Annotated in this window: 17 protein-coding genes and 2 pseudogenes; 5 read left to right on the plus strand and 14 right to left on the minus strand. The window is 42.4% G+C overall.

What is annotated here, in order from left to right:
• Positions 1-42 precede the first annotated feature (42 nt).
• The 5 genes and pseudogenes from traN to BQ5591_RS16690 all read left to right on the plus strand — a co-directional run.
• A complete protein-coding gene (gene traN, locus BQ5591_RS16670; protein ID WP_235817139.1) occupies positions 43-873 on the plus strand; it encodes a conjugative transposon protein TraN in 831 nt (276 codons plus the stop codon).
• 2 nt (positions 874-875) lie between these two features.
• Entirely contained in the window at positions 876-1382 is a 507-nt protein-coding gene (locus BQ5591_RS16675; RefSeq protein ID WP_113740896.1) for a hypothetical protein, read from the plus strand.
• 68 nt (positions 1383-1450) lie between these two features.
• Positions 1451-2062: an Lcl C-terminal domain-containing protein gene (locus BQ5591_RS16680; RefSeq protein WP_113740929.1), complete on the plus strand. Its 612-nt coding sequence runs from the start codon at positions 1451-1453 to the stop codon at positions 2060-2062.
• Between the two features lie 58 nt (positions 2063-2120).
• Positions 2121-4306, plus strand: a pseudogene (locus BQ5591_RS16685) (type IV secretory system conjugative DNA transfer family protein).
• Positions 4307-4347: 41 nt separating this feature from the next.
• Positions 4348-4659: pseudogene (locus BQ5591_RS16690) on the plus strand (glycoside hydrolase family protein); the annotation flags it as partial.
• A gap of 137 nt (positions 4660-4796) precedes the next feature.
• On the opposite strand, the gene BQ5591_RS16695 reads toward BQ5591_RS16690, so the two are convergent.
• The 14 genes from BQ5591_RS16695 to BQ5591_RS21470 form a co-directional block, all read right to left on the minus strand.
• The gene (locus tag BQ5591_RS16695) at positions 4797-5819 is read right to left on the minus strand and encodes a tyrosine-type recombinase/integrase (protein ID WP_071150174.1); all 1023 of its coding nucleotides are present in this window, start codon (positions 5817-5819) and stop codon (positions 4797-4799) included.
• A gap of 22 nt (positions 5820-5841) precedes the next feature.
• The gene (locus BQ5591_RS16700; RefSeq protein ID WP_071150175.1) at positions 5842-6831 is read right to left on the minus strand and encodes a tyrosine-type recombinase/integrase; all 990 of its coding nucleotides are present in this window, start codon (positions 6829-6831) and stop codon (positions 5842-5844) included.
• Positions 6812-8068 (minus strand): site-specific integrase, encoded by a 1257-nt coding sequence (locus BQ5591_RS16705; protein ID WP_083381013.1) that lies wholly within the window; start codon positions 8066-8068, stop codon positions 6812-6814. Before BQ5591_RS16705 ends, BQ5591_RS16700 begins: the two co-directional genes overlap by 20 nt.
• Before the next feature lie 824 nt (positions 8069-8892).
• Positions 8893-10758: an outer membrane beta-barrel family protein gene (locus BQ5591_RS16710; RefSeq protein ID WP_235817103.1), complete on the minus strand. Its 1866-nt coding sequence runs from the start codon at positions 10756-10758 to the stop codon at positions 8893-8895.
• Between the two features lie 271 nt (positions 10759-11029).
• Positions 11030-13249: a peptidase domain-containing ABC transporter gene (locus BQ5591_RS16715; RefSeq protein ID WP_071150177.1), complete on the minus strand. Its 2220-nt coding sequence runs from the start codon at positions 13247-13249 to the stop codon at positions 11030-11032.
• 103 nt (positions 13250-13352) lie between these two features.
• The gene (locus BQ5591_RS16720; RefSeq protein WP_071150178.1) at positions 13353-14579 is read right to left on the minus strand and encodes a radical SAM protein; all 1227 of its coding nucleotides are present in this window, start codon (positions 14577-14579) and stop codon (positions 13353-13355) included.
• A gap of 740 nt (positions 14580-15319) precedes the next feature.
• On the minus strand, positions 15320-15643 hold the full coding sequence (locus BQ5591_RS16725) for a hypothetical protein (protein ID WP_071150179.1): 324 nt from the start codon (positions 15641-15643) through the stop codon (positions 15320-15322).
• 40 nt (positions 15644-15683) lie between these two features.
• Positions 15684-15947 carry a hypothetical protein gene (locus BQ5591_RS16730; protein ID WP_071150180.1) on the minus strand — a complete coding sequence of 88 codons (264 nt, stop codon included), beginning with the start codon at positions 15945-15947 and terminating at the stop codon, positions 15684-15686.
• A gap of 7 nt (positions 15948-15954) precedes the next feature.
• A complete protein-coding gene (locus BQ5591_RS16735) occupies positions 15955-16233 on the minus strand; it encodes a hypothetical protein (RefSeq protein ID WP_071150181.1) in 279 nt (92 codons plus the stop codon).
• 895 nt (positions 16234-17128) lie between these two features.
• The gene (locus BQ5591_RS16745; protein WP_071150183.1) at positions 17129-18862 is read right to left on the minus strand and encodes a ParB/RepB/Spo0J family partition protein; all 1734 of its coding nucleotides are present in this window, start codon (positions 18860-18862) and stop codon (positions 17129-17131) included.
• A gap of 426 nt (positions 18863-19288) precedes the next feature.
• On the minus strand, positions 19289-19507 hold the full coding sequence (locus tag BQ5591_RS16750) for a hypothetical protein (protein WP_071150184.1): 219 nt from the start codon (positions 19505-19507) through the stop codon (positions 19289-19291).
• Between the two features lie 126 nt (positions 19508-19633).
• Positions 19634-20047, minus strand: a complete 414-nt coding sequence (locus BQ5591_RS16755; protein ID WP_071150185.1) for a DUF4313 domain-containing protein — start codon at positions 20045-20047, stop codon at positions 19634-19636.
• A 428-nt stretch (positions 20048-20475) separates the two neighbouring features.
• Positions 20476-25461, minus strand: coding sequence for an N-6 DNA methylase (locus tag BQ5591_RS16760; protein WP_071150186.1), 4986 nt, complete (start codon positions 25459-25461; stop codon positions 20476-20478).
• Positions 25462-25464: 3 nt separating this feature from the next.
• Positions 25465-25800, minus strand: a complete 336-nt coding sequence (locus BQ5591_RS21470; RefSeq protein WP_159434498.1) for a hypothetical protein — start codon at positions 25798-25800, stop codon at positions 25465-25467.
• Between the last annotated feature and the right edge of the window lie 82 nt (positions 25801-25882).

Raw genomic sequence — 25882 nt, forward strand, 5'->3', positions numbered from 1 at the left:
AAAGGACAAAACGAAATGTATATGAACTTGAAAAGAACAATAATGGTATTATTCCTCGCAACGGGGCTGTTTGCCGGACGTGAGGTGCTGGCACAGCGTACCTATGAAGAGATGGAACATCTGACAGTAAACGAACAGGTTACAACCGTGATTACAGCATCCGAACCCATACGTTTTGTAGATATCTCTACTGAAAAAATTGTTGGGGATCAGCCCATAGACAACATTATCCGCCTAAAGCCAAAAGAAGCCGGGCATGAAGACGGTGACATACTTGCTATTGTGACTATCGTAACAGAACGCTACCGTACGCAATATGCCTTACTCTATACAACCCGGATGCGGGAAGCTGTTACGGACAAAGAGGTGCTTTTACAAGAACGTGAAGCCTTCAACAATCCGGCAGTTTCGATGCCACTTGCCGATATGGCCCGATTTGCCAGACGTATCTGGAATTCACCGGCCAAAATCAGGAACGTAGCAAGCAAAGAGCATCGGATGGTCATGCGCCTGAATAACATCTATTCAGTAGGTGATTATTTTTTCATAGACTTCTCCATTGAAAACAAGACCAACATCCGCTTTGACATTGACGAAATACGTATCAAACTTGCCGACAAGAAAGTAACAAAAGCCACCAATTCACAGGTAATCGAACTGGCACCGGCTCTTGTTCTGGAACCTGGCAAGACATTCAGACACGGTTACCGTAACGTGATTGCCATAAAGAAACTGACATTTCCCAATGACAAGGTGCTGACCATTGAAATGACAGAGAAGCAGATAAGCGGACGCAACATCAGTCTGAACATAGATTATGAAGATGTCCTTTCGGCCGATTCGTTTAATTCTAATCTTTTGGAGGAGGAATAGCCATGAAAAAGATGATTTGTTTTTCCCTCTTGTGCATGTTCCTCTGTATAAGCGTATCGGCGCAACGTAACAGCGGCCGTCTTTTGCTTGGTACCGGACTATTATACAAGAACGGTATGGAAGCTACACTCGCCTACGAACATGAGGTAAACTACAGACACACATGGGAGTTTTTTGCCAACGGCTATCTGCAATGGACGGACTGCGGAACCTGCGGACATGTATGTCCGGAAAGTTTCTGGAGGAATTATCGCACCTGGGGAGTCGGAATCGCATACAAGCCCTGCGTAATCAGAGGACGTAACCACTACGGAAGTCTTCGCATTGGAGGTTCAGGAGGAAGTGACACACAGAAATTCGTGGCAGGAATACATCTGGGCTATGAGCATAACTATGTACTACGCTCAGGCTGGACTTTTTACTGGCAGGTAAAAAACGACGTGATGATCAATGGAGCTGACCTGTTTCGTACAGGTATAGCACTGGGTGTAAAACTACCGATAAAATAAGGGAAAAGATGAAAGGAAAGACTATAACAAGAATCTGCCGGTTGTTGCCGGCAACGCTGATTGCCGCAATGCTGACAGCTTGTGATGCACACATCGAGGAAACAGACATGACTGTACGTCCAGGACATATCCTTTGTGAAGACGGTTCGACTGTACCTTATGAAATGTACGACAAGACAAAGGAAAAAGCTATCGCTGTAGTATTTGACACAGGCATCCGTGACGGTCAAAAAGGAATTGGGTATGCCGTCTATCTCTGGGAATTTAAGGAACAGGCGTTTGCAGACAGTCTGGGTATCGAACAAGGAACATCTGCCAATACAGATGCCTATGACGGCAATGCCAATACATTTGCCCTCTACGACACAAATGAGACTGCCTCTCCCATGGCAGAATCCGTGCTTGACATGTGGAGATACGGACAGAGTGCCTTTATCCCTTCAGTAGCAGAGATGCGCTTGCTGTACACTGCCCGCCAGACTATAAACCCCGTAATAGAGCTATGCGGTGGAGATCCGCTTCCGGAAACCTCCGAGGACTGCTGGTATTGGACTTCGACAGAAGTGGATGGACAGCAGACGGCAAAAGCCTGGCTCTATTCGTTAGGCAGCGGAGCAATGCAGGAAACACCGAAGACACAAGCTCACCGTATAAGACCTATTGTCTCTCTGAACAAATAAAAATAGAGAACAACTCGAAAACGGTTATCATCATACACAAACACACTCAATAAAGATTATGGAAGAAAGTAAAGAGTTGCAGGGATTCTACAGAATATTCCGGGCTGTAATCTATATATCCGTGCTTATGGAATTCTTTGAATATGCACTGGAGCCGGCCCTGCTTGACAGTTGGAGCGGAATATTGTGTGACATACACGGACGTATCAAGCGCTGGATGATATATAATGACGGACACCTGGTGTACAGCAAGGTAGCAACCTTCCTGCTCATCTGTATCACCTGTATCGGCACCCGCAACAAAAAACAGCTGGAATTTGATGCCCGGCGAATGGTGCTGTATCCGCTTGTGGGCGGTGTAGGGCTGATTGTACTGTCCGTATGGCTGTTCGGATATAAAATGGGCATGCGGCTGTACACCTTGCCGCTGAACATTTGGCTCTACATGGCAACCTCACTTGCCGGTGTCATACTGGCGCATATTGCCCTTGACAACATTTCAAAGTTCCTGAAGGACGGGCTGATGAAAGACAGGTTCAACTTCGAGAACGAGAGTTTTGAGCAGAGCGAGGAAATACAGGAAAACAAATACAGTGTAAATATCCCCATGCGCTACTACTATAAAGGTAAATTCCGCAAGGGCTGGGTAAGCATAAGCAACCCCTTTCGCGGGACATGGGTAGTAGGTACACCGGGTAGTGGTAAGACATTTTCAATCATCGAACCATTTATCAGACAGCACTCTGCCAAGGGATTCGCTATGGTCGTGTACGATTATAAGTTCCCTACCTTGGCGACAAAACTGTATTATCATTACAAGAAGAACCAGAAACTCGGCAAGCTGCCAAAAGGCTGCAAGTTCAACATCATCAACTTTGTGGATGTAGAATACAGCCGTCGTGTGAACCCCATACAGGCAAAGTATATAAACAATCTGGCCGCCGCCAGCGAAACTGCCGAGACCTTGCTTGAATCATTGCAGAAAGGAAAGAAGGAAGGAGGTGGCGGAAGCGACCAATTCTTCCAGACCTCCGCTGTGAACTTTCTGGCAGCTTGCATTTACTTTTTTGTCAACTATGAGAGAGAACCCTACGACAAGGACGGTAACATGCTGTATGCTGAGAAACGTCAGGATCCTGAAACAAAATTCTGGAAGCCGACCGGCGTGGTACGTGACAAGAAAGACGGCAATATTGTAGAACCTGCTTACTGGCTGGGGAAATACTCGGATATGCCACACATCTTGTCATTCCTGAACGAGAGCTACCAGACCATCTTCGAGGTATTGGAAACAGACAATGAGGTGGCTCCCCTTCTTGGCCCGTTCCAAACGGCTTTCAAGAACAAGGCCATGGAGCAGCTGGAAGGTATGATCGGTACCTTGAGAGTATATACCTCCCGTCTGGCTACCAAGGAATCATATTGGATATTCCACAAGGACGGGGACGATTTCGACCTGAAAGTAAGTGACCCGAAGGACCCAAGCTACCTGCTCATAGCCAACGATCCGGAAATGGAAAGTATCATAGGTGCGCTGAACGCCCTTATCCTGAACCGCCTTGTAACCCGTGTGAATACCGGACAGGGCAAGAATATCCCAGTGAGCATCATCGTGGACGAGCTGCCGACACTATATTTCCACAAGATAGACCGGCTATAGGAACAGCACGAAGCAACAAGGTAAGCGTGACGCTGGGATTCCAAGAACTGCCGCAGCTTGAAGCCGACTACGGCAAGGTTGGTATGCAGAAAATTATCACTACAGTGGGTAACGTGGTAAGCGGTTCTGCTCGCTCGAAAGAAACACTGGAATGGCTGTCGAATGACATCTTCGGAAAAGTGGTTCAGCTGAAAAAAGGCGTAACCATAGACCGCGACAAGACAAGTATCAACCTGAACGAGAATATGGACAGCCTGGTACCTGCATCAAAGATATCCGACATGCCTACCGGATGGATATGCGGACAGACAGCCCGTGACTTTGTGAAAACAAAGGTAGGAAACGGAGGAACAATGAACATTCAGGAATCAGAAGAATTCAAGACCACAAAGTTCTTCTGTAAAACGGATTTCGATATGGAAGAAATAAAGAAAGAAGAAGCCGGATATGTACCACTGCCCAAATTTTATACATTCAATTCAAGGGATGAAAGGGAACGCATCCTGTACAAAAACTTTGTACAGGTAGGACTGGATGTGAAGGAAATGATTAAGGATGTACTAAACAAACGCGGAGCAAAATGAAGCATAGAAAAATATTTATCTTCATGCTGATGATAGCGGCTATGACGACAGTATATGGGCAGGAAAGGTACAGAGCAAAACCGGCATCCACCCAACTGTCCATATACAGTCTTCCACCGCTGGAAAGGGCTATAAGTTGTATAAAATTCTATGAAGGTTGGCATGGGGAAAAAAGACACTGGCCTTATGTTGGATGGGGACATAAGGTCCTTCCCGGAGAGAGATTTACCAACGACATCACAAAAGCTCAGGGAGATTCTATCTTAAGAGCGGACATGATGAAACTTTGCCGTTTATTCAGTAAATTTGGCCATGATTCAGTGCTTTTAGCCTGTCTGGCATACCAGGTTGGTTATGTAAGCAATTTTATTATGTAAAAAGCATCTGTTAATTATCTGATTATTAACTTTGTAGTTATTGAATTGTTTACATTATATTTAATAGAGTGAAGAGAATTTTAAACTAATACTCTTCACTCTATTCTATTCCTCTATTTATATTTTACTTGTAAAGCTTTTAGGAATTCCATTAAATCTCCGTCTTTTTGCCATGTAGTTTTGCTTTCTTGAATAATACCAGAAGTCAGTTTCTTCAATGCCTGTTCTTTTATTTTTTCACTTGCCCTGGCATATATTTCCGTTGTTGTTGTAGAAGTATGTCCAAGAAAGTCACGAATATAAACGAGATTTATACCTGCTTCCAGCATATGCATAGCTTTTGAATGTCGAAAAGTATGACAAGATATATTATTGGGTATCAACTCTGAATATTGTTTCCTTGCATTTTCTGCATGTCTTTTCACAATATCTAATACAGCCATTCTTGTCAACCTTTCTCCTTTGGGATTAGGGAATAATGGATGACATCTATATTGTGCTGCAAAAAGATTGTTTTCGTCCATATACAACCTTAAATTTTTCACTTGGTTGGTAGAGAGAGGAACTACTCTGATTTTATTACCTTTCCCATGTAATTTTACAGTCGTAGTTTCTCCTAATCTTATATTTTCCGGGGTGAGGTTTATGATTTCTTGAACCCTGGCACCGCTGTCGTATAATAGCCCCATAAGAACAAAGTCTCTACGCCCTTTGCGAGTTGATAAATCCGGTTGTTCAAGCAATACCCTTACTCCTTCCGTAGTCAGATAAGACATTTCCTTAAAAGGTGTCTTTTTCTGTTTGATACTCAATATAGCTTGCCAATAAGCCATACCCTTAACCTCACGATATTGAAGAAATTTAAAAAATGACCGTAAGGCGCATAAACGGTTGTTCCTTGTTGATATTGAACATTTTCTTGTATCTTCCAGCCAATGTAAAAATCCCAAAACTCTTTCTTTTGTAAATTCTTTAAGGCATAGTTTTTCCGGAGCTATTAGTTCAATTTTATACATGTATTGTATAAAAAGCATAAATGTTACACTATATTGTTTTACCGTTTGATAGGAACAACCACATTCCATTGTGAGATAACGGTTTAAATAATCTGTGAGATATTTTCCAAAATCTGTCATAATTCCAAGTCTTAACGCATAACTAATCAATCATTTCATTCATATTAGGGAAAATATGATTATGAGCCATATCCACCTGTTCTACAATTTCAGGAAACATAGCCTCTACTATTCTGACATACTTATTTGTGGCTTTAATGGATTGATGTCCCATATATGTCATTAGTATTAGCATCACATTATGTATATCCTTCCCTGATTTGCATAATTGCACAAATGAATTTACACAGAATGTATGTCGGAGATCGTGTAGACGAGGACCTTTTCTATTTTCGTTTCGCATAATACCAGCACGTTCTAATATATGATTGAAATGATTTGAAACAGTCCTTGGTGAGATGGAAGTATCATTACATTTTACAAAGAAATAGCTTTCTGGATTAATACTAAACCCAAATTTCTGTTTTTGGGCTACATAATCATGGCACATTAGTACCAAGGAAGGAGAAAGAGGCACATACCTGTCTTTCCCATTTTTACATTCTCTAAGCAATAAGCATTCATTTTTGAAATCGATATCACTGTGTTTCAATTTTAGAGCTTCACCTACACGGATTCCTGTCCCATATAGTAAACGGATTAGGCATGGCATGGAAAATCGGGCTGAATTGACTAAGTGATAATAGGAGTTAATCCTATCACATTCCTTGAAAATCTTCTCTATTTCATCAGATGTATAAATATAGGGGGTAAAATTTGATTGATGTTTTGGTAATATTGGAATATATGAATTATATCCAATTATTTGCAGGAAAGAAGAGAATCCTCGAAGAATGACGATCCTATAATAGCGGTTTTCTTCGGACTCTCCAGAAAATTTACAGCACCAGGCATCTGCCAAGTCTTTGGAAATACCAAGGGCTTTCTCGTTTCTGTCATTAGCAAACTTGTCAAATCGCTTCAACATAAATTCCATTACGGTTGTTTTACAACCTATGTTTTGTTTATATTCTACATATTGGGTAATTAACCCTGAGAATACGCTGCATAATTTACCAGTTCTCTTTCTCATATATATCTAAATAAAAAAATTCAGGAATTTGAGGAACTTCAAGTGCACATTGTCTTAGATGCTTTAAATCAACTTTCACATAATTTAAAGTGGTTGATAAATTAGAATGTCCAAGTATTTCAGATATAACGCTTGGAGTTTCACCATTCTCAAACAAGTTAATAGCAAGACTATGACGTAAAGAATGAGGACCGTGTTTACGTGTTGAGATATCTATTTGGGCAGAAAGCATCCATTCAGAAACAATTCCTGGTAATGCCTGGGGGGAAATTCTTTGGTATGGAGCCATGTGTTCCAAAAAGACATATGGACTGTCAATTTCTGGTCGTCCAAATTTGATATAATCAATAATGGCACTTCCAATTTCTTCTGATAATGGAAATGAAACAGGTTTTCCTGTTTTTGTCTGGACAAGGGACAAACGATTGAGTTCCCATTCAAAGTTGGCGTATGTAACTCCTACTATATCTGAAGCGCGGAGCCCATAACGTGCTGCAAGTAAAATCATTGCATAGTCACGTTTGCCTTTCGGAGAAGACCTGTCTATTGTGACCAATAATTTCTCTATTTCCTCCTTACTATAATACGATGGCAATTGAGGGTTTCTTGGACGATGGAGACATAATATTTTATCCCAACGAAAAAAATTACAATCTCCTAATAAGTTACGTTCACATGAGTATCTAATAAAAGCCCTTACAGAAGATACAACATGAGGCCAAGGACGTTTCTGTCGCTTCAAATCACGTAAGAATAATAAGCAACTGGGAATGTCAAAGTCTTTAACGAGCTTGTTGTTCTCTTTTAGAAAATTAAACAAATCTCTCAAATACAAGTGATATTTACTTACTGTTAGAGGACTTTTAATTCTCCTTTCATGACAAATAAATTCATTGAATTGTATGCCTAAATCTCCTTTGAATTCAAACATGGGACTTCGCGGTGTTGGTTTTCCAATGATAATTCCTGTATGCAGAACTTCATTCATTATTCTTATATGTCTAACCATGTTCTTCTCAAAATCAGACAGTTGGGCGTATGCAACACCTTTATGGCGAGTTTTCAAAAAATCTTCCCCTACACGAGCAGAATAGATTTCAATTCTATTTTCCAGCATATAACATTCCAGTTTATTATAACTACTCTTAAATGCACAAATAGTTAAAGGTGCATAATGTCTTTCACGCAGTTGCTGGACAACTTGTTTCCTTAAATCATAAAAATTACTTTCTTCCATAAAAACATTATTTATTGTTTGATATTAATTGAAGCTCCATCTATTTGATTTGATGGAGCTTCAATATATCTCTTATTAGGAAATAATGCTATGATTTTACCTAATAAGTTAGGAATATTATGTAAAAAGTAATCCTGTGAAAAATGAATATACTATTTGTTAATCAATGATTTATATTTTCTTTATTTACATAATAAAATTGCTTACATAACCGACATTATGTAAAAGTTTACATAAGGTGGGAGCCTACAGACTTTTAGGTACAAAAAAAATGCCTAAAAGCAGACTTATTCGAAAACTGGAGGTTGGTGACAGGAATATCTATGAGGAATATGTTTCTTATTGTTACTACAATGGTAAATCAGTTGCATCCATAAAAAGGCGTAGGCTCATAGAATTACATCTTCTATATACCCCATAATGTAAAAAACAAATAGCCATACAAACTTCTAAAAAGTTCTATATGGCTATTTTGTATTGAAGAAATTTGTTTCTTTATTTCTTCTCATCAGAATTTAAAAATAATCATATTTCAACGAAGTAAATGTTGCAATATGCTTTCTCCATTTGAATAAGGATACTGCAAACCTAAAAGTATCAACAATAGAATCAAAAACATAATTACGACTATTGATGTACCCCACCTTACAAAGAAAGGAGGTTTTTCCCCCAAAAGATTACGAACCTTTTCTGAACGTGAATCAATATTTTTCGAGAACTCATTATTCATTTAATTTTATTCTATATTTTTTGCGTGATTAAGATATACATATCACCAACCAGACAAATATAACTTTAATATTTTGTCATTACTAATATGCATTTTATTTCATAATTGCTGATGCTGCTCCTGATTGTTCGCCGACCTCGTTCCCTCGTTTAACCTTTTTGCCATATCCGAATGTATAGGTAACCGACAAGTTTAGGCGCTGATGGAAATTGTTGCCCTCCACAAGCTGGGTTTCGGAATAAAGAGGTGTAGACAATAGATTCGTGGCACACAGCCAATCCTTCCGGAACAGATTCATTCCGCTAACACGAATGTTCCAGTTGGAATGACTCCATCCGGCTAAAACCTGATAGAAATCACGGTCTTTATAAATTACGCCCCGATTGCCCTGTACCGTAAGGCTTCGGGTCTGATAGGCTGCCTGAAAATAGAAGTTACCTAAATAATAAGTGGCAGAGGCATTACAGTAGAACGGGGACTGCGAAATGTCGAAAAGCCCTGTCATGCGATAGAAGGAGACCGAAGGAGAGGCCGCCAGTTGCAGTTTTCCATTGAGTAACCTGTAATTAAACGACAAACCTATCTGTGTCCGGTTGTATGCTCCATCCGTTTCAAACGTACGCAGCAAAGCCTTACCTTCCTGATAAGGCTGGTAAACCGGCACATACAGGTCATATTCGCCGAAGTACTGCATAAATGCCGAAGCAGAGAATGCACTCGTCGGTATCCAGTTGTAGGACAGGTTGAAGGTCACCTGTCGGGAAAGTCCGATGGTGGGATTTCCCGTATAGTACATCAGTTCGTTCTGCTGAAGAACATTTGGCGTCTTTTCACTGGCCCCTGGATAGTTTGCCCCGAAATGGAAGAAAGTACGGAACGAGTGCTTTTGTGAGGGAGAGAAACCTGCAGACAAGTTCAGTAGCGGATAGACTTCCGCCACAGACTGATCATTAATCTGGTTCTTTTCCCATTGGAAGGCGGCATCGGCCCGGACGTTCCATTTGTCGTTTGAGAAATTATAACCCAGTGCGGCACCGGCGTACATATCTAAGAATTCATTATCGTAGGGCGAAGTACCGGAATAGCTCACATCATTGGATGTCGATCCAAACCATGTCCGGAAGAAAGCACTCTGCTTGTCAGCTAACTTTTTGAATAAAGTAGCGCTTCCACGAAACTGCCAAACATTTTCTCTTGAAATGTTCGCGATACTGGAATTGCCAGGCAATGAGGTCTGATAAATATACGAATAATTCGTATGCCCATAATTCATGCCAGGCGATACGCTAAGATGAAAATCCCGAGGAAGGATGAAATAATAATTACCCGACCAGACAAAATAACGGCTAGTGGATGGTTCATTCTTATAATAGGAATAATCCGTGTTTTGCTGAGGAACAAACGACAACATACCCTTTGTTTCCGACAATGGAGTCTGGTCAAAGTTGAAGCCGACGGTATTGGCTATTTGCATTTTATCTGTGTCATAGACGGCCCGGAACGTAACCGGATACTGGTTATACTTGAGATGGGCACCCTCTAATGTTTCGTTTCGAGTTATCTGATAGGCTTCTCCCGCTTCATTCTCCAGACTGTAAACTCCCGAAACGGAATTGCCCGAATGATTGATATTGTGATTGGAAGCCCCCACATACAAATCGTAGGTCATACGTTTATACACAAACTTAGAATAAATCGAAGCCCGGCTTGAAAGTTTGCCTATCAGAAAGTTTTCATTCAATGTCGCCTTTGTATATCCACCGTATTCATATTTCTGTACAATAAAATTAACCACATGCTCATTTCCTTGGAAGCGAGGATCCGATGGAAAGTCAAGATATTCCACTCGCCGTACGTCTGAAGTGGATATACCTTCCATTTCTTCTGCTGAAGCGAGAATATAGTTGATGTATATGGCTACACTCTGTCCACTTGGCGTAGTGACTGTATTGTCCATCATGTTTATGTTGATTTGAGGAATAGCAAGTTGTTTCAAAAGGTCTATTGCATTTTGTGCGGAAGCTTTTTGATTTATTGTAGGAGTAAAAGTAGAAGAGGATGCATCTGTTCGATGCATCTGAGCTTTCACTACCACTTCCTTCAAGTCAATAGTTGATATACTATCGAGTGTTTGACTTATTCCTCTCAATGAGGGGAAGCATACAAAGCAAAATATAGAAAAAAAGACCTTTAAACTCATTTTAGAATAATTCTTCATATTTATTGCAATTTTAGTTACTACCTAATTCCAATTGATTTTTAATTAGATTATAATAGACACCTCTGATATTAATTAAAGACGTATGAGTACCTATTTCTACAACCTTACCCTCATCAAGAACTATTATTTGATCAGCATTTTTAACTGTTGAAAGACGATGTGCCACAACTATTACTGTTTTTCCTCTATAAAAATCTGAAAGTCGCTCCACTATTAATTTTTCATTTTTTGCATCAAGAGCATTTGTGGCTTCATCGAGAAAGATAAAATCTGGATTTTTATATACTGCACGCGCGATTAAAATTCTTTGCTTTTGCCCTTGACTTAAACCAATCCCATCTCGTCCAATTAGTGTCTCATATTTTAAAGGCAAACTTATTACATAATCATGTATATTGGCTATTTTAGCAGCCCATTCCAATTGCTCCCAATCTATATCACCATCACCTATTGCTATATTTCTAGCAATAGATTCGGAGAAAATCACTCCATCCTGTAATACAACACCACAATGGCGCCTCCACCATTTAAGATTATATTCATTTATATCGTGACCAGCGATTAAAATACTACCTGACATAACCTTATAATAGCCAAGCATGAGCTTTATTAAAGTAGTTTTACCACTTCCAGATGCCCCAACAATTGCCGTAACCTTCCCTGCGGGAATTTCAAAAGAAACTCCTTCCAGAGTTTTCTTCATCGCATATTGATCATACTTAAAATCTATATTACTTATTCTTATTGATTTCTCAGAATCGAAACCTTTTCTTTTATTATCACTTGTTTCTTCCTCATTCCCTTCATGTATTTCATTGATACGTTCAAGAGAAATCTTAACATCCTGAAGAGAATAAATGAAAGACATAAATTGTTCTACTGGGGAATTTAGTTGCCCTATTATATACTGTACTGCAAGCATTGCACCAAGAGTCATTTGACCGTTTATTACAGCAGTAGCTGCAAGTACGGTAATAGTTATATTTTTTACTTCATTGATAAAAATAGATCCTGCCTCTTGCGTTTGCTGTAACTTCAATGATTTCATTTGCACTGAAAATATATCAGCCTGCACATCTTCCCATTCCCACCTACGACGCTGTTCACAATCTTGCAACTTTATTTCTTGCATGGAAGTAATCAATTGATACGTCTTATTCTGGTTTTTGGCTTGTTGCTCAAACAATTCATAATCTATTATTTTTCGTTTGTGCAAAAACTTTGTTATCCATAAACCGTATATTACGCTACCAATAGTAAAAATATAAAAAATTGTTTGATTGTAAATCAACAGAACAACACCAAAAACAATAAAGCTGAGAAATGTAAAGATAACTCCAAGAACTTGATTTGTCAAAAAAGATTGTACACGAGAGTGATCATTTATACGTTGCAATAAATCTCCCATTAGTTTGGTATCAAAAAAAGCCATTGGAAGTTTAAGTAATTTAATAAAGAAATCACTTACCAAAGAAATATTAATTCGCATTGAGATGTACAAGACTAACCATCTTCTAATAAAATCAGTTATGGTCTTGCCAATTACAATTATCAACTCACCAATTAATACAAGCCAAATAAAACTAACATCATTATGTTTTATTCCAATGTCTACAATTGCTTGAGTCAAAAAAGGCATTATTAATTGTAGAATACAGCCCAATATTAATCCTAAAAGAATCTGAAACAAGTATTTTTTATATTCTTTAACATACTTGTTTAGAAACCTCAAAGAATGGACTTCTGACACATTAGTTTCCATATGCATTTTAAACTCGGGCTCAGGCTCAAAAAACATAGCAACACCTTTATTCTCGTTTTTTCCTGTTTGATTAAGCCAATGAGCACAAAACTCATTTAAGGAAAGTTTTACTTTACCTTTTGCCGGGTCAGACAAATAAAATGTATTACATTTTTTAACTTTATATAATACAACAAAATGATTTTGGGACCAATGCAAAATACATGGTAATGGAGCACGCATCAACTCTTCTAGGCTTATCAATCCCGTTATATTATCCAATCCGATTTGTTTTGCTGCTTTAGATATAGAAAGCATAGAAACACCTTCCTTTGTAGGAAAGCATTTTTTTGACAGAAAATCTAACGAATATGAACGACCGTAATATGAACTAATCATACTCAAACATGCGACACCACACTGCATGCTATCTTTCTGCAAAATAATAGGAAAACACTTTCCAAAAAGTCTATGAATAACACGGAGCATAACAAATTATAAATAATGGTAATGAAAGAATAGATTATCTCCTGACATTGTTATGACTTCGCACGTTTAATCATAGCAATTACAATTGAATCAACACCTTTTATTAAATTTTCCTTTTGACAATCCAACCTATTTTTTTCAACACATTTCTGAATACAGTTTCCTCTGCATACTGGAAGGACTTCACATTCTCTACACTTTTCATTTTCAAAAAAGAATTACAATAATATCTTAAAATATTATCATTCGAAATAAAAGCCCCATCATCTGATATATTCCCAATATAATTTACTGAATCTTTCTTAAAATCCCTTGCGGTACATTTATATACTTCCAATCCTGGTATTATTGTATAATGTAACATATTTTCAACATAACATATATTGGGGGTTGTTGGGAGTATAGTAAATGATGGAACAGAAAAACCTGCTTCATAAAAATGGGCTGTAATTTCCGTTACTCGTTTAGAAAGTTTTTTTAAGGTATCTATTTCTTGCCAAATCGGTTGAAAATTGACATGTATTTTACCTCTTACTTCCATAGAAAAAGAATCGATTATTGACATAATTGATTCAATATTTTCCGGCGTACAATTAATCCTTAATGTTAAATCAAGATTAGACAAACAATTAATTAACATGGATATATTATTTACAATGCAATCGTAAGAATCAGGAAATTTCTTTGAAAATCTTGTTTTATTATGAAACTCCTTACCACCATCTAACGTAATCTGAAACTTTTTAAGGTCAATACGATCCATGTCTGCAATTTGTTTTTCTGAAATGAGAGCGCCATTTGTTGTTATCATGTTATAGAATACAACTCCTTTCTTCTCACATAACTGTTTAATTTCTAATGAAAGAGGAACAATTATATCATTAAACTTAAGCATTGGCTCACCCCCAAACCAATCCAAAGTTAGACTATTTAAGTGATTATTATTCAAAAGATTTTCTGCATATTTCAGTAAAATCTCGCAATCTTTTTCTGATAGGTTCTTTGCCGTATGTTCTTCATAACAATACCAACATCTAAAATTACAATTCAACGTTGGAAGAATTGTTAGACGAGCATTTCTATTTCCATATTTAATAATTCTTTGCAGACGTACAATTTGTAAATATTCGTCTATAGAATCATCACAGATAAACTTATTCTTCTCCAAAACGTCCAAAGATACCGCATCAAAATCAGAAAAAGAATTATTCCTAAGCTTATCACCAAGCTCTATATTTCCAAGACATATTAATGCTCTTGACAACAAATTATAAACATAAAGTTCATCATCAACAATTATATATCGATTATATCTACTAGACTTTTTCATCCTTTTGTTAATTTATTTTATGTATGGGCTTAAGAATAAACCCATACATAAAAACATTTTGCACTTTAACAGTTACAGCCACAACTACAACCACAGTTGCATCCACTTGCCATTTGCATTGAAGCAATGCTACTGTTAGAATTCGAATTGCTATTCGAATTTGAGTTAGAATTAGACAATTCCAGATGCTCCAGTTTGTCATTAATACCACCCTTCAATTGCTGGAGAGAAGATTCGTCCAACAATGCTGCGCTTGAAAAAATAGCTATTTTCATACTATTTGTATTGTGAGGTATTAGGTCGGTGCCCCTTCCACCTCTTTTTAATAAAAGTTACGAATTTCTACGCACCGGTAAAAAAACGTTTGATAGCATTCTGAATAAAAGTTACAGTATATTCATGTTTTCATAAAGCAACAACCTTTCGGGCCCTAATGTAGTATTTTTTTGGGAAATCCTCAAAGAATCTGAAGAAAATTGCTATTATAAAGCTATAATTCGGTGTCACCCGAAAATTGATATATCAAAAAACTTATTTATAGTGTGACATCAAAAATAAACTATCCATTTTCTTACAGATTCAATAATGAGGCATTCATCATGTCTTAATCCTAATTAAATTCACCTATTAAGCTTTTAATTTATGAACTTCTATAAATATTTCACGTATAAGATTCTATAGAAAATATAAATATTAAATGACTCACAAATATATCAAAGAATTATTTTAAGTCTAACAAATCATACGACACCTTCATCAATATTTAGTTCGATATACCAGTCAATAACCTCTCCCAGTTTATCAAAACAAACTTCATCACTAATGCACCTAGTTCCTTCCTCATTCTGAAGATACACCTCATAATAATCTGAACTGTTCAGACAAATCAAAACATACCCCTGAAAGAGACATCCGTTGACACGGAACTTCAATCCAGGCAAATCCTTATATACCGTTGCCATAAATTCATGAATACCCCATGACAAAAGGACTGCTGTGTCGGTCATTGTTACCAGCTGTTCGCGGATAGTCTCAGCTATACGCATAACATAATCTTTATCCATAATGCTAAAGTATTTAATGATTACATACTAATTATTCAAACTACCCACGGTTATCTTTCTTCAGCTCTTCGATAAACTGCTCCTCGGGTAAAGCAAGAGTTTCCGCATCAGTAAAGAAAAAAATCTCGTCATAAATATATTCGGCTTCCTTATTGGCAAAGCCTTCATTTTCATCTTCAATGCTACCTGGTTGGATGACATCCAACAAAGCGGTAGGTGCGATAACAAGTTCTTCACCATCGTTGGCTTGAACAATACGACATACATAAGTGCTGCCGTCAAAATGATATTCCTTTGTTTTCATAATTCAATTATTTAAGCGGTATGTTACGTCCATGTTTATTGAGGTATTCCATCAAACATTTCGCTTCCTCATGCGAAGCCATGTTACGGTCATCGTAGTAACGAGTATCATCTGCCATAACCTTGATACATTCCCTAATCAGTCTGTACAGGCATTGTTGCAGCGTAGGATGCATTGTAGGGATTGCAGCCGCAAAGCGTTTCGGATTGAAAGAAAAACTGTTCACCGCCATTTCCCAATCCTTGGCAAGGCGGAACTCTTTAGACTCCTGAATGTTTTTGTCCATAGTTGATTCTATTATTAAATTGAAAACTCGTTTATTTTTTCCCTCAGTTCGGCTTCCTTATTACCGGAGCCGCTTCGGGTTTTATGGTGCGAGAAATGTCTGCCGTAAAAGCCTATTCCGACGTTTTTTCTTGGTAAAATACTCTTGTTCAGGCAAGGAAGATTTTATCAAGAAATTCATTTCAAAACGTGAGGAGCAGGCGCGGCTGACTAAATTTGCACCTGATAAAACCAATGCGGTGACAAAGGAAGGGCGAAAGGAAAACTCGACATCCAGTAACTTCTGTATAAAAGGGAAAATATAAAGGGACAAGGGTGGCGGCGGGGCAATGTGACGGATGGTGTATAACCGGAGAAATTATAAAGGCTCCCGGAGCGGCCGATGACAGAAGACGGCTCGTGCCGGATTCCGTCATCAGCCACAGATCCGGACCGAGATGATTCCAGTAGCCACAGGCTACCGGAAGATAAGGAGGTGGATAAAAAAGAGCATTAACCACACATGATACAGGGAATGATATAAAAGTCTCCCGGGACGGCCGATGACGGATGACTGCTTGTGCTGTCAGTAGAAATCAGCCAAATTCCCGGAGCGTATTGTTTCAGCAGCCAAAAGCTGCCGAAAGACAAGAAGCTGATAAAAAGGACAGCCAGAACCCTGGCGTATATAAGAGGAAGATTATAAAGGCTCCCGGAGCGGCCGATGACAGAAGACGGCTCGTGCCGGATTCCGTCATCAGCCATAGATCCGGACCGAATATCTCCAGTAGCTACAGGCTACCGGAGAAAAAGCAGGTAATTAAAAAAGTGATTCTGGCGGGCACATGAGATACCGACACAAAAAAATACAGGACAGATTCCTCCGCCCTGTATCTGATACAAATCATGAATTATGGTCAGGCAGCAGCCTCTTGTGAATGAGGCTGTTGTTCGGTACTATCACTTTCTGAATGCCCTGTCTCCTGCTTTGCCTGTTCCTGCACCTGCAGAACAGCTTTCTTTTCCTCAATACGCTGGTGGCGTTTTTCGTACACCTCGTCATGCGTACCCTTGATTTCAGCCAGTTCTTCAGGCATGTGTTTCTGTGCAAATTCAAGCAACATGTCGGCTACTGCATTATTTCCGTATGCGTTACTCTTGAAATTGGCAATCAGATAATCCCTGCGGATAACAGCCTTTGCCTTTGGAGTAAGATTTGCTATAATGTTCAGTTTGTTCTCGTCAGTCAAATATGGAATATTTTCATCCACCAATCCAACGGTTGCAAAATGCTCTTTGCGAAGCGATGAAAGCAGGAAGAAATATATCATTTTATCTTCATCTGCCCCGAATTTGGCTTCGGTCAAATCAACTTCAAAAATCCGTCTCTTGGTATCATCTACCGTCTTCTCACGTGCTATTTCCTTGTTACGCTTATCCTGTTTTTCCAGCTTCTGTATCGGTGAGAGCTGTTCCTGTCCTGTAGGCTGTCCGCCAATTGAACTTTGGGTTGCCACTTCCACATAACACATGGAAATATCTTTCTGACCTATCTGAGCATACAGGCTTATCTCTCCCTCTTCGTTTCTTCGAACCAGTTCCTTACATTCTTCCATATAGTCGTTGACTTCCTGGTCATACTCCAATCTGGCTTCCCGGAATGCATCTTCCGTTTCATAGTCAGAGGACTGCGGTTCTTCCGGCAATTCTGGGTATTGGTAACATCTGCCTGAAAGTTCTGTAACTTCATAGCCCAACTCTTTAAGGCGGTTTACAGCTTCCATATCATAGCAGTATTGATTGTACCCGAGAGAAAGTAGCGGATGGGCACTTAACGCCTGAACAGACTTTTCAACAATAAATGCCGTATTCATTTCAGCAAGACAACTGCGCTTTGCACAATTTCCACAACCACCCTCACAAAACAGAGTCATGTTGTTAGTATTGTGCGGACAGGAAGCACAAACGGCCTTGTCAAAGTTGTAACGGCTAAGGTCGGTCGTATAATTACGTTCAATGTTCTTTGCCACCTCGGTAGCTTTCATACCTCTCCAACTGCCATACATAACACCCTCTTTCAGATGTTTGTCGAACACTTCTTTCTGAATATCAGTATCATAACGGCAGATTTCACTTGCCACACTGATAGTCAGTTCGTCTTTTTCCAAAAGTTCCGCTATCTCGGGAATAAGGGCTGTGAACTTCAATCGGGTACGAATATAGGTTTCATTCTTGCCAAACTGAACGGCCAAAGACTGAATGTCGTGTCGTCCGCTTTCAATGAGTTTCTGAAATGCGTTTGCTTCCTCAATAGGTGTGACATCCTTACGTTGCAGGTTCTCCGTCACCGCCATTTCCTCTGCCACCTCTTCCGACACATTCAGAATGACAGCAGGAATTTCCGTCATGTCTGCCATAAGGGAAGCTCGGTATCTGCGTTCTCCAAACACTATCTCAAACTTTCCGCTTTCTTCAATCGGGCGTACACCGATAGGCTGCAAGACCCCTTGCTGACGGATGCTGTCTGCCAGTTCCGCAAGGCTCGCCTCGTCAAAATGCTTGCGTGGGTTGTAACCGCTCGGCTGAATGTCTGCCAATGCTACCATACTGATGTTCTTTTCTTCTACTGACTGCATTCCTGTTTTTTCCATAATTCATCGAATTTAATTGTTAATAATATTTTTATTTCCCTCTGGTCGGTTCCTTTCTGCCGAACCGCCTTGGGGTTTTATGGTGCAGACAATGGATGTCGGTAAAGCCCATTCGACGTTTTTTTGAAGCAAAATACTCTTGCCCGCAAGGAAGATTTTCCTTCAAAATGCATTTCAAAACGGAAGAATCAGGCGCGACAGCCTACATTCGCACCCGATAAAACCTATGCGGTGGCAGACAAGGAATGACAGCAGGCAATAATCGCAAATAGAAATGGAATTGGCCATCGGCCTGTATAAAAGGCATCTGATAAAAGGAATGACGGCTTGGGCGGGTAAAAGAAACGGTCTGCCGGGCAAACAAAATGGGGACTCTTTCTGACTGTGACATTCCGGAGGTTCGACGGACGGCACAAGCAGAATGTGTCACCGTTTGCCCATGACGCCGTCGGCCCGGAAAGGAAAGCTGCGGACAAAAGGCGAAATGTGCCGGAGCAACAACCAGGCAGGATGCCCATATAGCGGAATACCGGTTGTTTCGACAGGTCGAAGCTCCGGCATGAAGCGGCATGATGCAGACTGCCGTTGATCGGGCACAGCCTTCCGTACCTTGAAGTGAAGGGCGGACTGCGGCACAGACACCATACCTTAGATCTTCGGGTGGGAAAGCCGGATAGAAAAGGAAGGAAATACCGGAAAGGTATTCGTATAAAAGGGCACTGGCAGGCAAGGCCATGAAGGCAGTCCTGTATGACCGCCTTCTCCTGCCTGTCAATCAACGAAGTTGAAATACCTGTCACAAAGCTCTTTCTGTCGCATGAAGCGTTCGCTCTGATAAAAGTCCACCTCGGGGTACTTGCAGAAACCGGAAACGGCGTATTTGCCGGTAGGAGTACACAAGCCGTAAAGCATAAGCCAGCCAAGAACTTCTTCTCCGTTGTTGTTCGTGTCGATGAACTGACACCCGGCACCGCGTTCCGCACCAGGAAGATTGACCGTAATAACAGCTTCTGACTCAAATTCGTTACTGTCTTCCACATACGCCAACAATGCCAGACAAAGCGGTGTTCCGAGTCCATGCTTGTAATATGTGACAAGCGGAAAAACCCATTTTCCGTCCTTTCGTAACAATGTCAGAGTCTTGCCGTCAACAACCACTTCCCTTTCTCTGATTTCATTTTCCATAATGCTACTTCTTTTAAGTTTACTTTTTTCTTTCCCTGCTTTCGGTCCTTAAAGACCTTTGCCGGATTTATTTTTCCGCATCACGAAAGTGATAACGGCAACCGGACAAATCTGGCGACAGAAATACGCTTCTCCCCGAGAAGGAAGATTTCCGTCGGCCACCGCAGGCCGTGAGGATTTGCAAGGTACAGCTGTTATCCGTTACTTTCGCGGAACAATAAGCCGGAAGGTCAGGACGGACTGCAAGGACAAAGATATAAAAGGATTGAAAGACAGATATAAAGGGAGGCGATAAAAAGGGGAAAGGAGGATAAAAAAGGCAGATGCCAGGCTATAAAAGCCAACTGGGCCCCGGCAGGACAGAACACAGGAAAACCTGCCCGATCATCACGACCGGACAGGCAAAAGGTTAAATCAATGAATCATGGTCAGGCTGCCCTGACAGTGTTTTCTTCTTCGGGAACTTCCGGCTTCGGACACTCGGCTTCCTTAAGTGCCTCGTCAATCCGCTGCTGCAAGTCCTTACATTCCTGTTTCAACCGCTCCAGCTCTTCCGCCTTGTTCCACTTCCGGGCGGTGATTTCCTGCAAGGTAGGTATTTCGTGCTGCAGCATGGCTATCTGTTTCTGCTGCTTCTCTATCAGTGACGGCATCCTTTCAAGTGCGGCCTGTGGGTAGCGTGCCGATTCAGCGAATCCCAACGGCAGGCTTCCCGACACGCCACAGCGGTATTTCAGTCCGCTTACGCCCTCGACAAAGAAAGCGTTACGGTCGAACGAGCCGGAAAGAGTGTACTCGCTGCGGACAAGCAGGTTCAGTCCCATATAGCTGCCTATGGTTCGGTATGCCTCGCTCCTGTATGTCTTGGCTATGCGGTGCAGTTCACGACCTGTCTCTTCCCGGGTAGCCTGCGGCAGATTGAGCAACAGCGTTTCCCTGTTGCCGTTATAGGATGCGATATACTCCATATCCTGCCTAACCTGTGCCATGATGCGCTCTGCCATACCGACAGCTTCCGTGTTGGCTGCAATCTTACGCTCTGCACGGATGCGCTCTTTCTTGAATATGGCCTGCTCTTTCTCCAGCTGCATAATCCTGTTGTCGAGCTTGGCCTTGTTCAAAAGGTCGGTATTTCCTGAAAGGATAGCCACGAACTCGGCAAAGTTCATTCCGCTGTCCTCGTCCATGCTGTCCTCGTCGATGCGGCGCACGGCGATAGTGCCGTTGTTTATCTGGTTGATGAACATCTGCTTGTTTTTGAGCAGGTTGAACTTGTAGGCGTCAAGCGTCTTTTCCGTTCCGTAGATTACAATATCCACCACGTTACCGCCCCAGAGTTTCACGGTGTTGCCCTTGCGTACCGCACGACCGTTGCGCTGCTCCATGTCGGCAGGTCGCCACGGTATCTCCAGATGATGCACTGCCACAGCCCGCTGCTGGGCGTTGACCCCTGTACCGAGCATGGATGTAGAACCGAAGAGGACACGTACCCTGCCGCTGTTCATGTCTTCAAAGAGGCGTTTCCTCGCCCTTTCCGTGGTGGCACACTGGATAAACTGGATTTCATCAGCCGGGATGCCGAGGCGTACCAGCTTCTCCTTGATGTCGGTATAGATATTCCACTCGTTAGGCTTGTAGGTACTTAGGTCGCTGAAGACAAACTGCGTACCCTTATTGGCTGCCGAACGTACATAATAGTCATAGATGGTTCGGGCACAAATGGAAGCCTTGTTACTGGCATCATCGCTGAACCTATCACCCAAAAGACGCATGTCGAGAGCCATCTTGCGTGCCACATTGGTAGCAATGAGCATCTTTGCCTTGTCGAGGTTGTCCGGCTCGGGAGTATCAAGTCCGAGGTCTTCCCAGTTTCCGCTACCGGCAAAGGAAACGAGACGTCCGATCATTTCTTCCTGCTCGATTGTCGGTGCATGAGAGAGAAAGCGGACGTTTTTCTCCGGCACATCAAGATTTATCATGTCGGCGGTACGGTAGTCGGTGATTTCACGCAGGAACATCGCCAGTTCCGGCACTTTGATATAAGTGCGGAAACGCTCCTTGCGTTTGATTGCCCCTGTCACGTTCAGCTCATAGTCGGCTGTCTTTTTTGTAAATATGGCCGCCCAGGCATCGAAACAGCTAATCTGCTGACGCTTGAGTTCACGTGGCCGCAAATACTTGAACATCACATAAAGCTCTGTCAGCGCATTTACCACCACCGTACCGGACAGGAACGTAGCCCCAAGGTCACGGCCTGTGCGGTGCTGGATGTCACGGATGGCAAAAAGCAGGTTCATAGCCCTTTGCGAGCCTTTAGTATTGCCGATACCTGCCACCCTGTTGTGGCGTGTCTGGAACATGAGGTTCTTGAACATGTGGCATTCATCGACAAAGATATGGTCTATACCCATTGAATGAAAGTCCACGGTATCATCCTTGCGGTCGTCCAGTTTTCTACGGAGTTCGGACAGCTTCGCTTTCAGGTTCTCCTGCCTTACTTCCAGCCCTTTCTGCATCTTACGGCTGCGGTAGCGCATGGTGGACTGTTCCAACACTTCAAGGCTTCGCTCCACATCGTAAAGCTCTTCGGTGAATATCTCTATCATGGTTTCCTCGGACTGCGGTATCTTGGCGAACTGGTCGTGCGTCAGGATAATACAATCCCAGTTGTTGTTCTTGATTTTGGAAAACACCTCTTTGCGGTTGGCCGGCGTGAAGTCTTCCTTGCCCGGGTATAGGACTTTGGCGTTCGGGTATGCCTTGCGGAATGTGTCGGCTATCTCGTGGACGTTTGCTTTCAGGCCGATAATCAGAGGCTTCTGTACCAATCCCAGACGCTTCATTTCATAGGCCGAGACGCACATTATCATCGTCTTGCCTGTACCTACTTCGTGCCAGCAGATACCGCCGCCGTTCTGCTTAATCATCCAGATTGCGTCTTTCTGCGACGGGTAGAGTTCATTGTACGGGAACTGCTCAAAGGAAAGCTGCGGAAAGGTCTGTGCCGAGCCGTCATAGGCAGGACGAACATAGCAGTTGAAACGCTCGTTGTATGTGCGTACCAGTTCATCCCTGACTTCCAGAGGACAGGCATCGAGCCACTGGTTGAAATTGCTGCGGATTTCCTGTATCTTGGTAGCCGCTTCCTGAATGGCTTCCTCGTCGGGCACACGTATCTTATCACCATTTCGATACACCTCTTTGGTTATTTCGGGTACGGTATCGTGCAAGGCATGAACAAACAGGTCTTCACCGTTGAAATTGCGCACGGAATAGGTGTTGTATGCTGCCGGGGAGTAACCTTTCAGACGTACCACATAGGTATCGTTTACATCAAAGTACATCACTTCGGCTTCCACCCCGAAAAGGTCTGCCGCAAAGTCGGCGTAAAGCTGGGGGTCAATCCAACGCTCGCCCATATTGATATCCAGCTCTTCATAAGGTATCAGTTCGGGTGTTGCGTTCTCCAGTGCCCTTGCGGAGATTTCCGCCCAATCCCTTTCCCTGCCGGACAGGTCGTCAAGGCAGGATGTGAGTTCCTTGTACTTGTCCACCACATTTCCGGCAAGGAACCTGCCTTTGTGTTCCCATTCTTCCGTGAGGGGATTGTAGTATATCTCGCCCTGCAGTGCTGCGATTACATCTTCATCAGACAAGCCGGTAGAGCGCATGATGTAGTCCATTTCCACCTTCCCGTAGAAATTGAGGCTGCTTGCCAGCGCTTCCGACGGCTGTAAAATGCGGTCAGCCACAATCTTTGTGAAAGCTACAGGCTCACGCATGATGTCGGCCTTGACTATATCGCTGCCAAGCTGCATTTCAATAGTGAACACCTCGACACCGAGGCTGTCAAGCATGATAAACTCCTTGTTGTCGTTCTCATGGAAAAATCCCCATTTGGTGACAAAGGCATCATACAGCGTGTTCAGCCGCTCACGTATGGCCGTCTGTTCGGTCTGCAGATCCCTTTCCCTGACAGAAAGCATAAAGTACGCCTCACGGACAGGGAAATAGTCGGTTGCACGCTCCATATTGACCTTTCCCTCGTCCACCGGAACGAAATCCACGGCCACATCGACATAGTGGCTTGACTTGCGGAACACGACCGTACCAATCTGCCCCTCGAACATTACCAATGTACCGCTTTTCATCCAATCATCGAGCTTTTCAGTATATGGCCTCCGTCCTCTGTTTACGGAGAGTGCGGTCGTCTCCTGCATCCCGAACAGCGACATCTGTACGGACGCTTCGCCCTGCTGTCCGAAAAGGCTTTTGCGGAAATACCGGTCAAAGTCGTATTTCAGAAGTGCGGAAAGGTATTGCGCCATGGCCGCATCAGAGCCGAGCCACTGGTGTTTGCGTACATATTTGCCGTGCTGGTTCATCACGATACGGCTGTCGGTTGCCAGTACGGTCTTCGGCATGGAAAACAGCCTGTTGGCATTTTCGGTCATTGTTCCGTTCATGTCGTACATTTCCTTGGCTACCTGCAAAAACATCTGTTCACGTGCGGAAAGTGCCGCCTTATTGGTATGCTTCTGGAATATGAGCAGGTCGCTGCCCACTTCAATACCGCTTGTCTGCATGAAAAGAGCGTCAGGCAAACGTACTGCACTGACAAGGTCGGCATGGCTCACCAGATACTCACGTACAAATTTGTTTCCTGCCGTGTCGGCCACACCTCTTGAAGTGACAAAGGCAAGCAGGCCGCCCTCGGAAAGCAGCTCCATAGCCTTGACAAAAAAGTAGTTGTGTATGGTCTTGGTGGCCTGTTCGTAGATACCGCCCTTTTTCCACAGGTCGGCATCGAATACACGGAAATTGCCGAAAGGAATATTGGACGCAATGACATCGAATTTCCGATGCTCCAGCTCCTGTGTGCCTATCGTTTCAAACCCTGCCGTTACGGTGGTTGCGTCCTCATGCAGCAGCGAAAGTACAAGTCCTGTAATGGTGTCCTTTTCAAAAGCATAGCTGTGTGTGCCGGACATGGCTACAGGCAGGAAACCGCCGATGCCTGCGCTCGGTTCAAGAAAGCTGTGCATCTGCAAGCCGTTTGCGGAAAAAGTGCCGTGTATCTGTGCCGCCACTGCGTCAATCAGGAATTGCGGTGTGTAGAACGCTGTCAGGACTGATGACTTGATGCTTTCAACAAGTGAACGGCAAGCGGCTTCGTCACCCCCTGCAAGTGTCCTTAACGCATCCAGCAGACGGTTCAACAGCTCGGACACGCCTTTGTCAAGCGGTTTGTCCGTACCCAAGTCCAGCACGTCCTTGATACCGCCGAAACCTGAATACTGCGCCAATATCTGTTTTTCCTCTTGTGTAGCCGTCCTGCCCTGTATGCGAATAGCTACTGCTGTCTCTATGGCCTTGATGTTGGCCGATAATGATGTCAATTTGTTGTAACCCATGATTTAACCTAATTTTTTTATTTCCCTTTTTTCGGCCCGTTTGCGGCCGCAGGGATTATTTTTCTGCTTTGAAAGGTGGCGGTGGCCATCTGCCATGGCCGGTAAGGAAAAATACGCTCGACAGCCGGAGAGGAAGATTTTTCCGAGACCCCACGGGCAGAATGCCGGCATTGGCAGGAATGGAAACCGGCGGTTACCTTTGCTGAAAAATCCAATCCCCCGAGGTCGCACGGTGGAGAACGGAAGAGCAGCTACAAGAGGGATGAATAAAAAAGGATTGAAAACAGGCGGATGGAAAGATAGAAAAGGAAAATCTGAGGTAAAAAAGGAACGGCGCATGGCAATGCCATCGATAAAAAGGGAATTTGCCGTCGGCAGACCGAAGCCGGAACAGACCCTGCCGGCCCCCCGGTAAGGTCTG

Origin of the sequence: Bacteroides ndongoniae (genome assembly GCF_900108345.1) — a bacterium.
Taxonomy (GTDB): domain Bacteria; phylum Bacteroidota; class Bacteroidia; order Bacteroidales; family Bacteroidaceae; genus Bacteroides; species Bacteroides ndongoniae.

What these genes read in the sequence shown, in the direction of transcription:
- traN (WP_235817139.1), top strand. Translation starts at nt 43, where the DNA reads ATGGTATTATTCCTCGCAACGGGGCTGTTTGCCGGACGTGAGGTGCTG.
- BQ5591_RS16695 (WP_071150174.1), bottom strand. Translation starts at nt 5,819, where the DNA reads ATGACAGATTTTGGAAAATATCTCACAGATTATTTAAACCGTTATCTC.
- BQ5591_RS16750 (WP_071150184.1), bottom strand. Translation starts at nt 19,507, where the DNA reads ATGGTGTCTGTGCCGCAGTCCGCCCTTCACTTCAAGGTACGGAAGGCT.
- BQ5591_RS16735 (WP_071150181.1), bottom strand. Translation starts at nt 16,233, where the DNA reads ATGGACAAAAACATTCAGGAGTCTAAAGAGTTCCGCCTTGCCAAGGAT.
- BQ5591_RS16760 (WP_071150186.1), bottom strand. Translation starts at nt 25,461, where the DNA reads ATGGGTTACAACAAATTGACATCATTATCGGCCAACATCAAGGCCATA.
- BQ5591_RS16725 (WP_071150179.1), bottom strand. Translation starts at nt 15,643, where the DNA reads ATGGATAAAGATTATGTTATGCGTATAGCTGAGACTATCCGCGAACAG.
- BQ5591_RS16720 (WP_071150178.1), bottom strand. Translation starts at nt 14,579, where the DNA reads ATGAAAAAGTCTAGTAGATATAATCGATATATAATTGTTGATGATGAA.
- BQ5591_RS16755 (WP_071150185.1), bottom strand. Translation starts at nt 20,047, where the DNA reads ATGGAAAATGAAATCAGAGAAAGGGAAGTGGTTGTTGACGGCAAGACT.
- BQ5591_RS16680 (WP_113740929.1), top strand. Translation starts at nt 1,451, where the DNA reads ATGCTGACAGCTTGTGATGCACACATCGAGGAAACAGACATGACTGTA.
- BQ5591_RS16675 (WP_113740896.1), top strand. Translation starts at nt 876, where the DNA reads ATGAAAAAGATGATTTGTTTTTCCCTCTTGTGCATGTTCCTCTGTATA.
- BQ5591_RS21470 (WP_159434498.1), bottom strand. Translation starts at nt 25,800, where the DNA reads ATGCGCCGTTCCTTTTTTACCTCAGATTTTCCTTTTCTATCTTTCCAT.
- BQ5591_RS16745 (WP_071150183.1), bottom strand. Translation starts at nt 18,862, where the DNA reads ATGGAAAAAACAGGAATGCAGTCAGTAGAAGAAAAGAACATCAGTATG.
- BQ5591_RS16700 (WP_071150175.1), bottom strand. Translation starts at nt 6,831, where the DNA reads ATGAGAAAGAGAACTGGTAAATTATGCAGCGTATTCTCAGGGTTAATT.
- BQ5591_RS16715 (WP_071150177.1), bottom strand. Translation starts at nt 13,249, where the DNA reads ATGCTCCGTGTTATTCATAGACTTTTTGGAAAGTGTTTTCCTATTATT.
- BQ5591_RS16710 (WP_235817103.1), bottom strand. Translation starts at nt 10,758, where the DNA reads ATGATGGACAATACAGTCACTACGCCAAGTGGACAGAGTGTAGCCATA.
- BQ5591_RS16730 (WP_071150180.1), bottom strand. Translation starts at nt 15,947, where the DNA reads ATGAAAACAAAGGAATATCATTTTGACGGCAGCACTTATGTATGTCGT.
- BQ5591_RS16705 (WP_083381013.1), bottom strand. Translation starts at nt 8,068, where the DNA reads ATGGAAGAAAGTAATTTTTATGATTTAAGGAAACAAGTTGTCCAGCAA.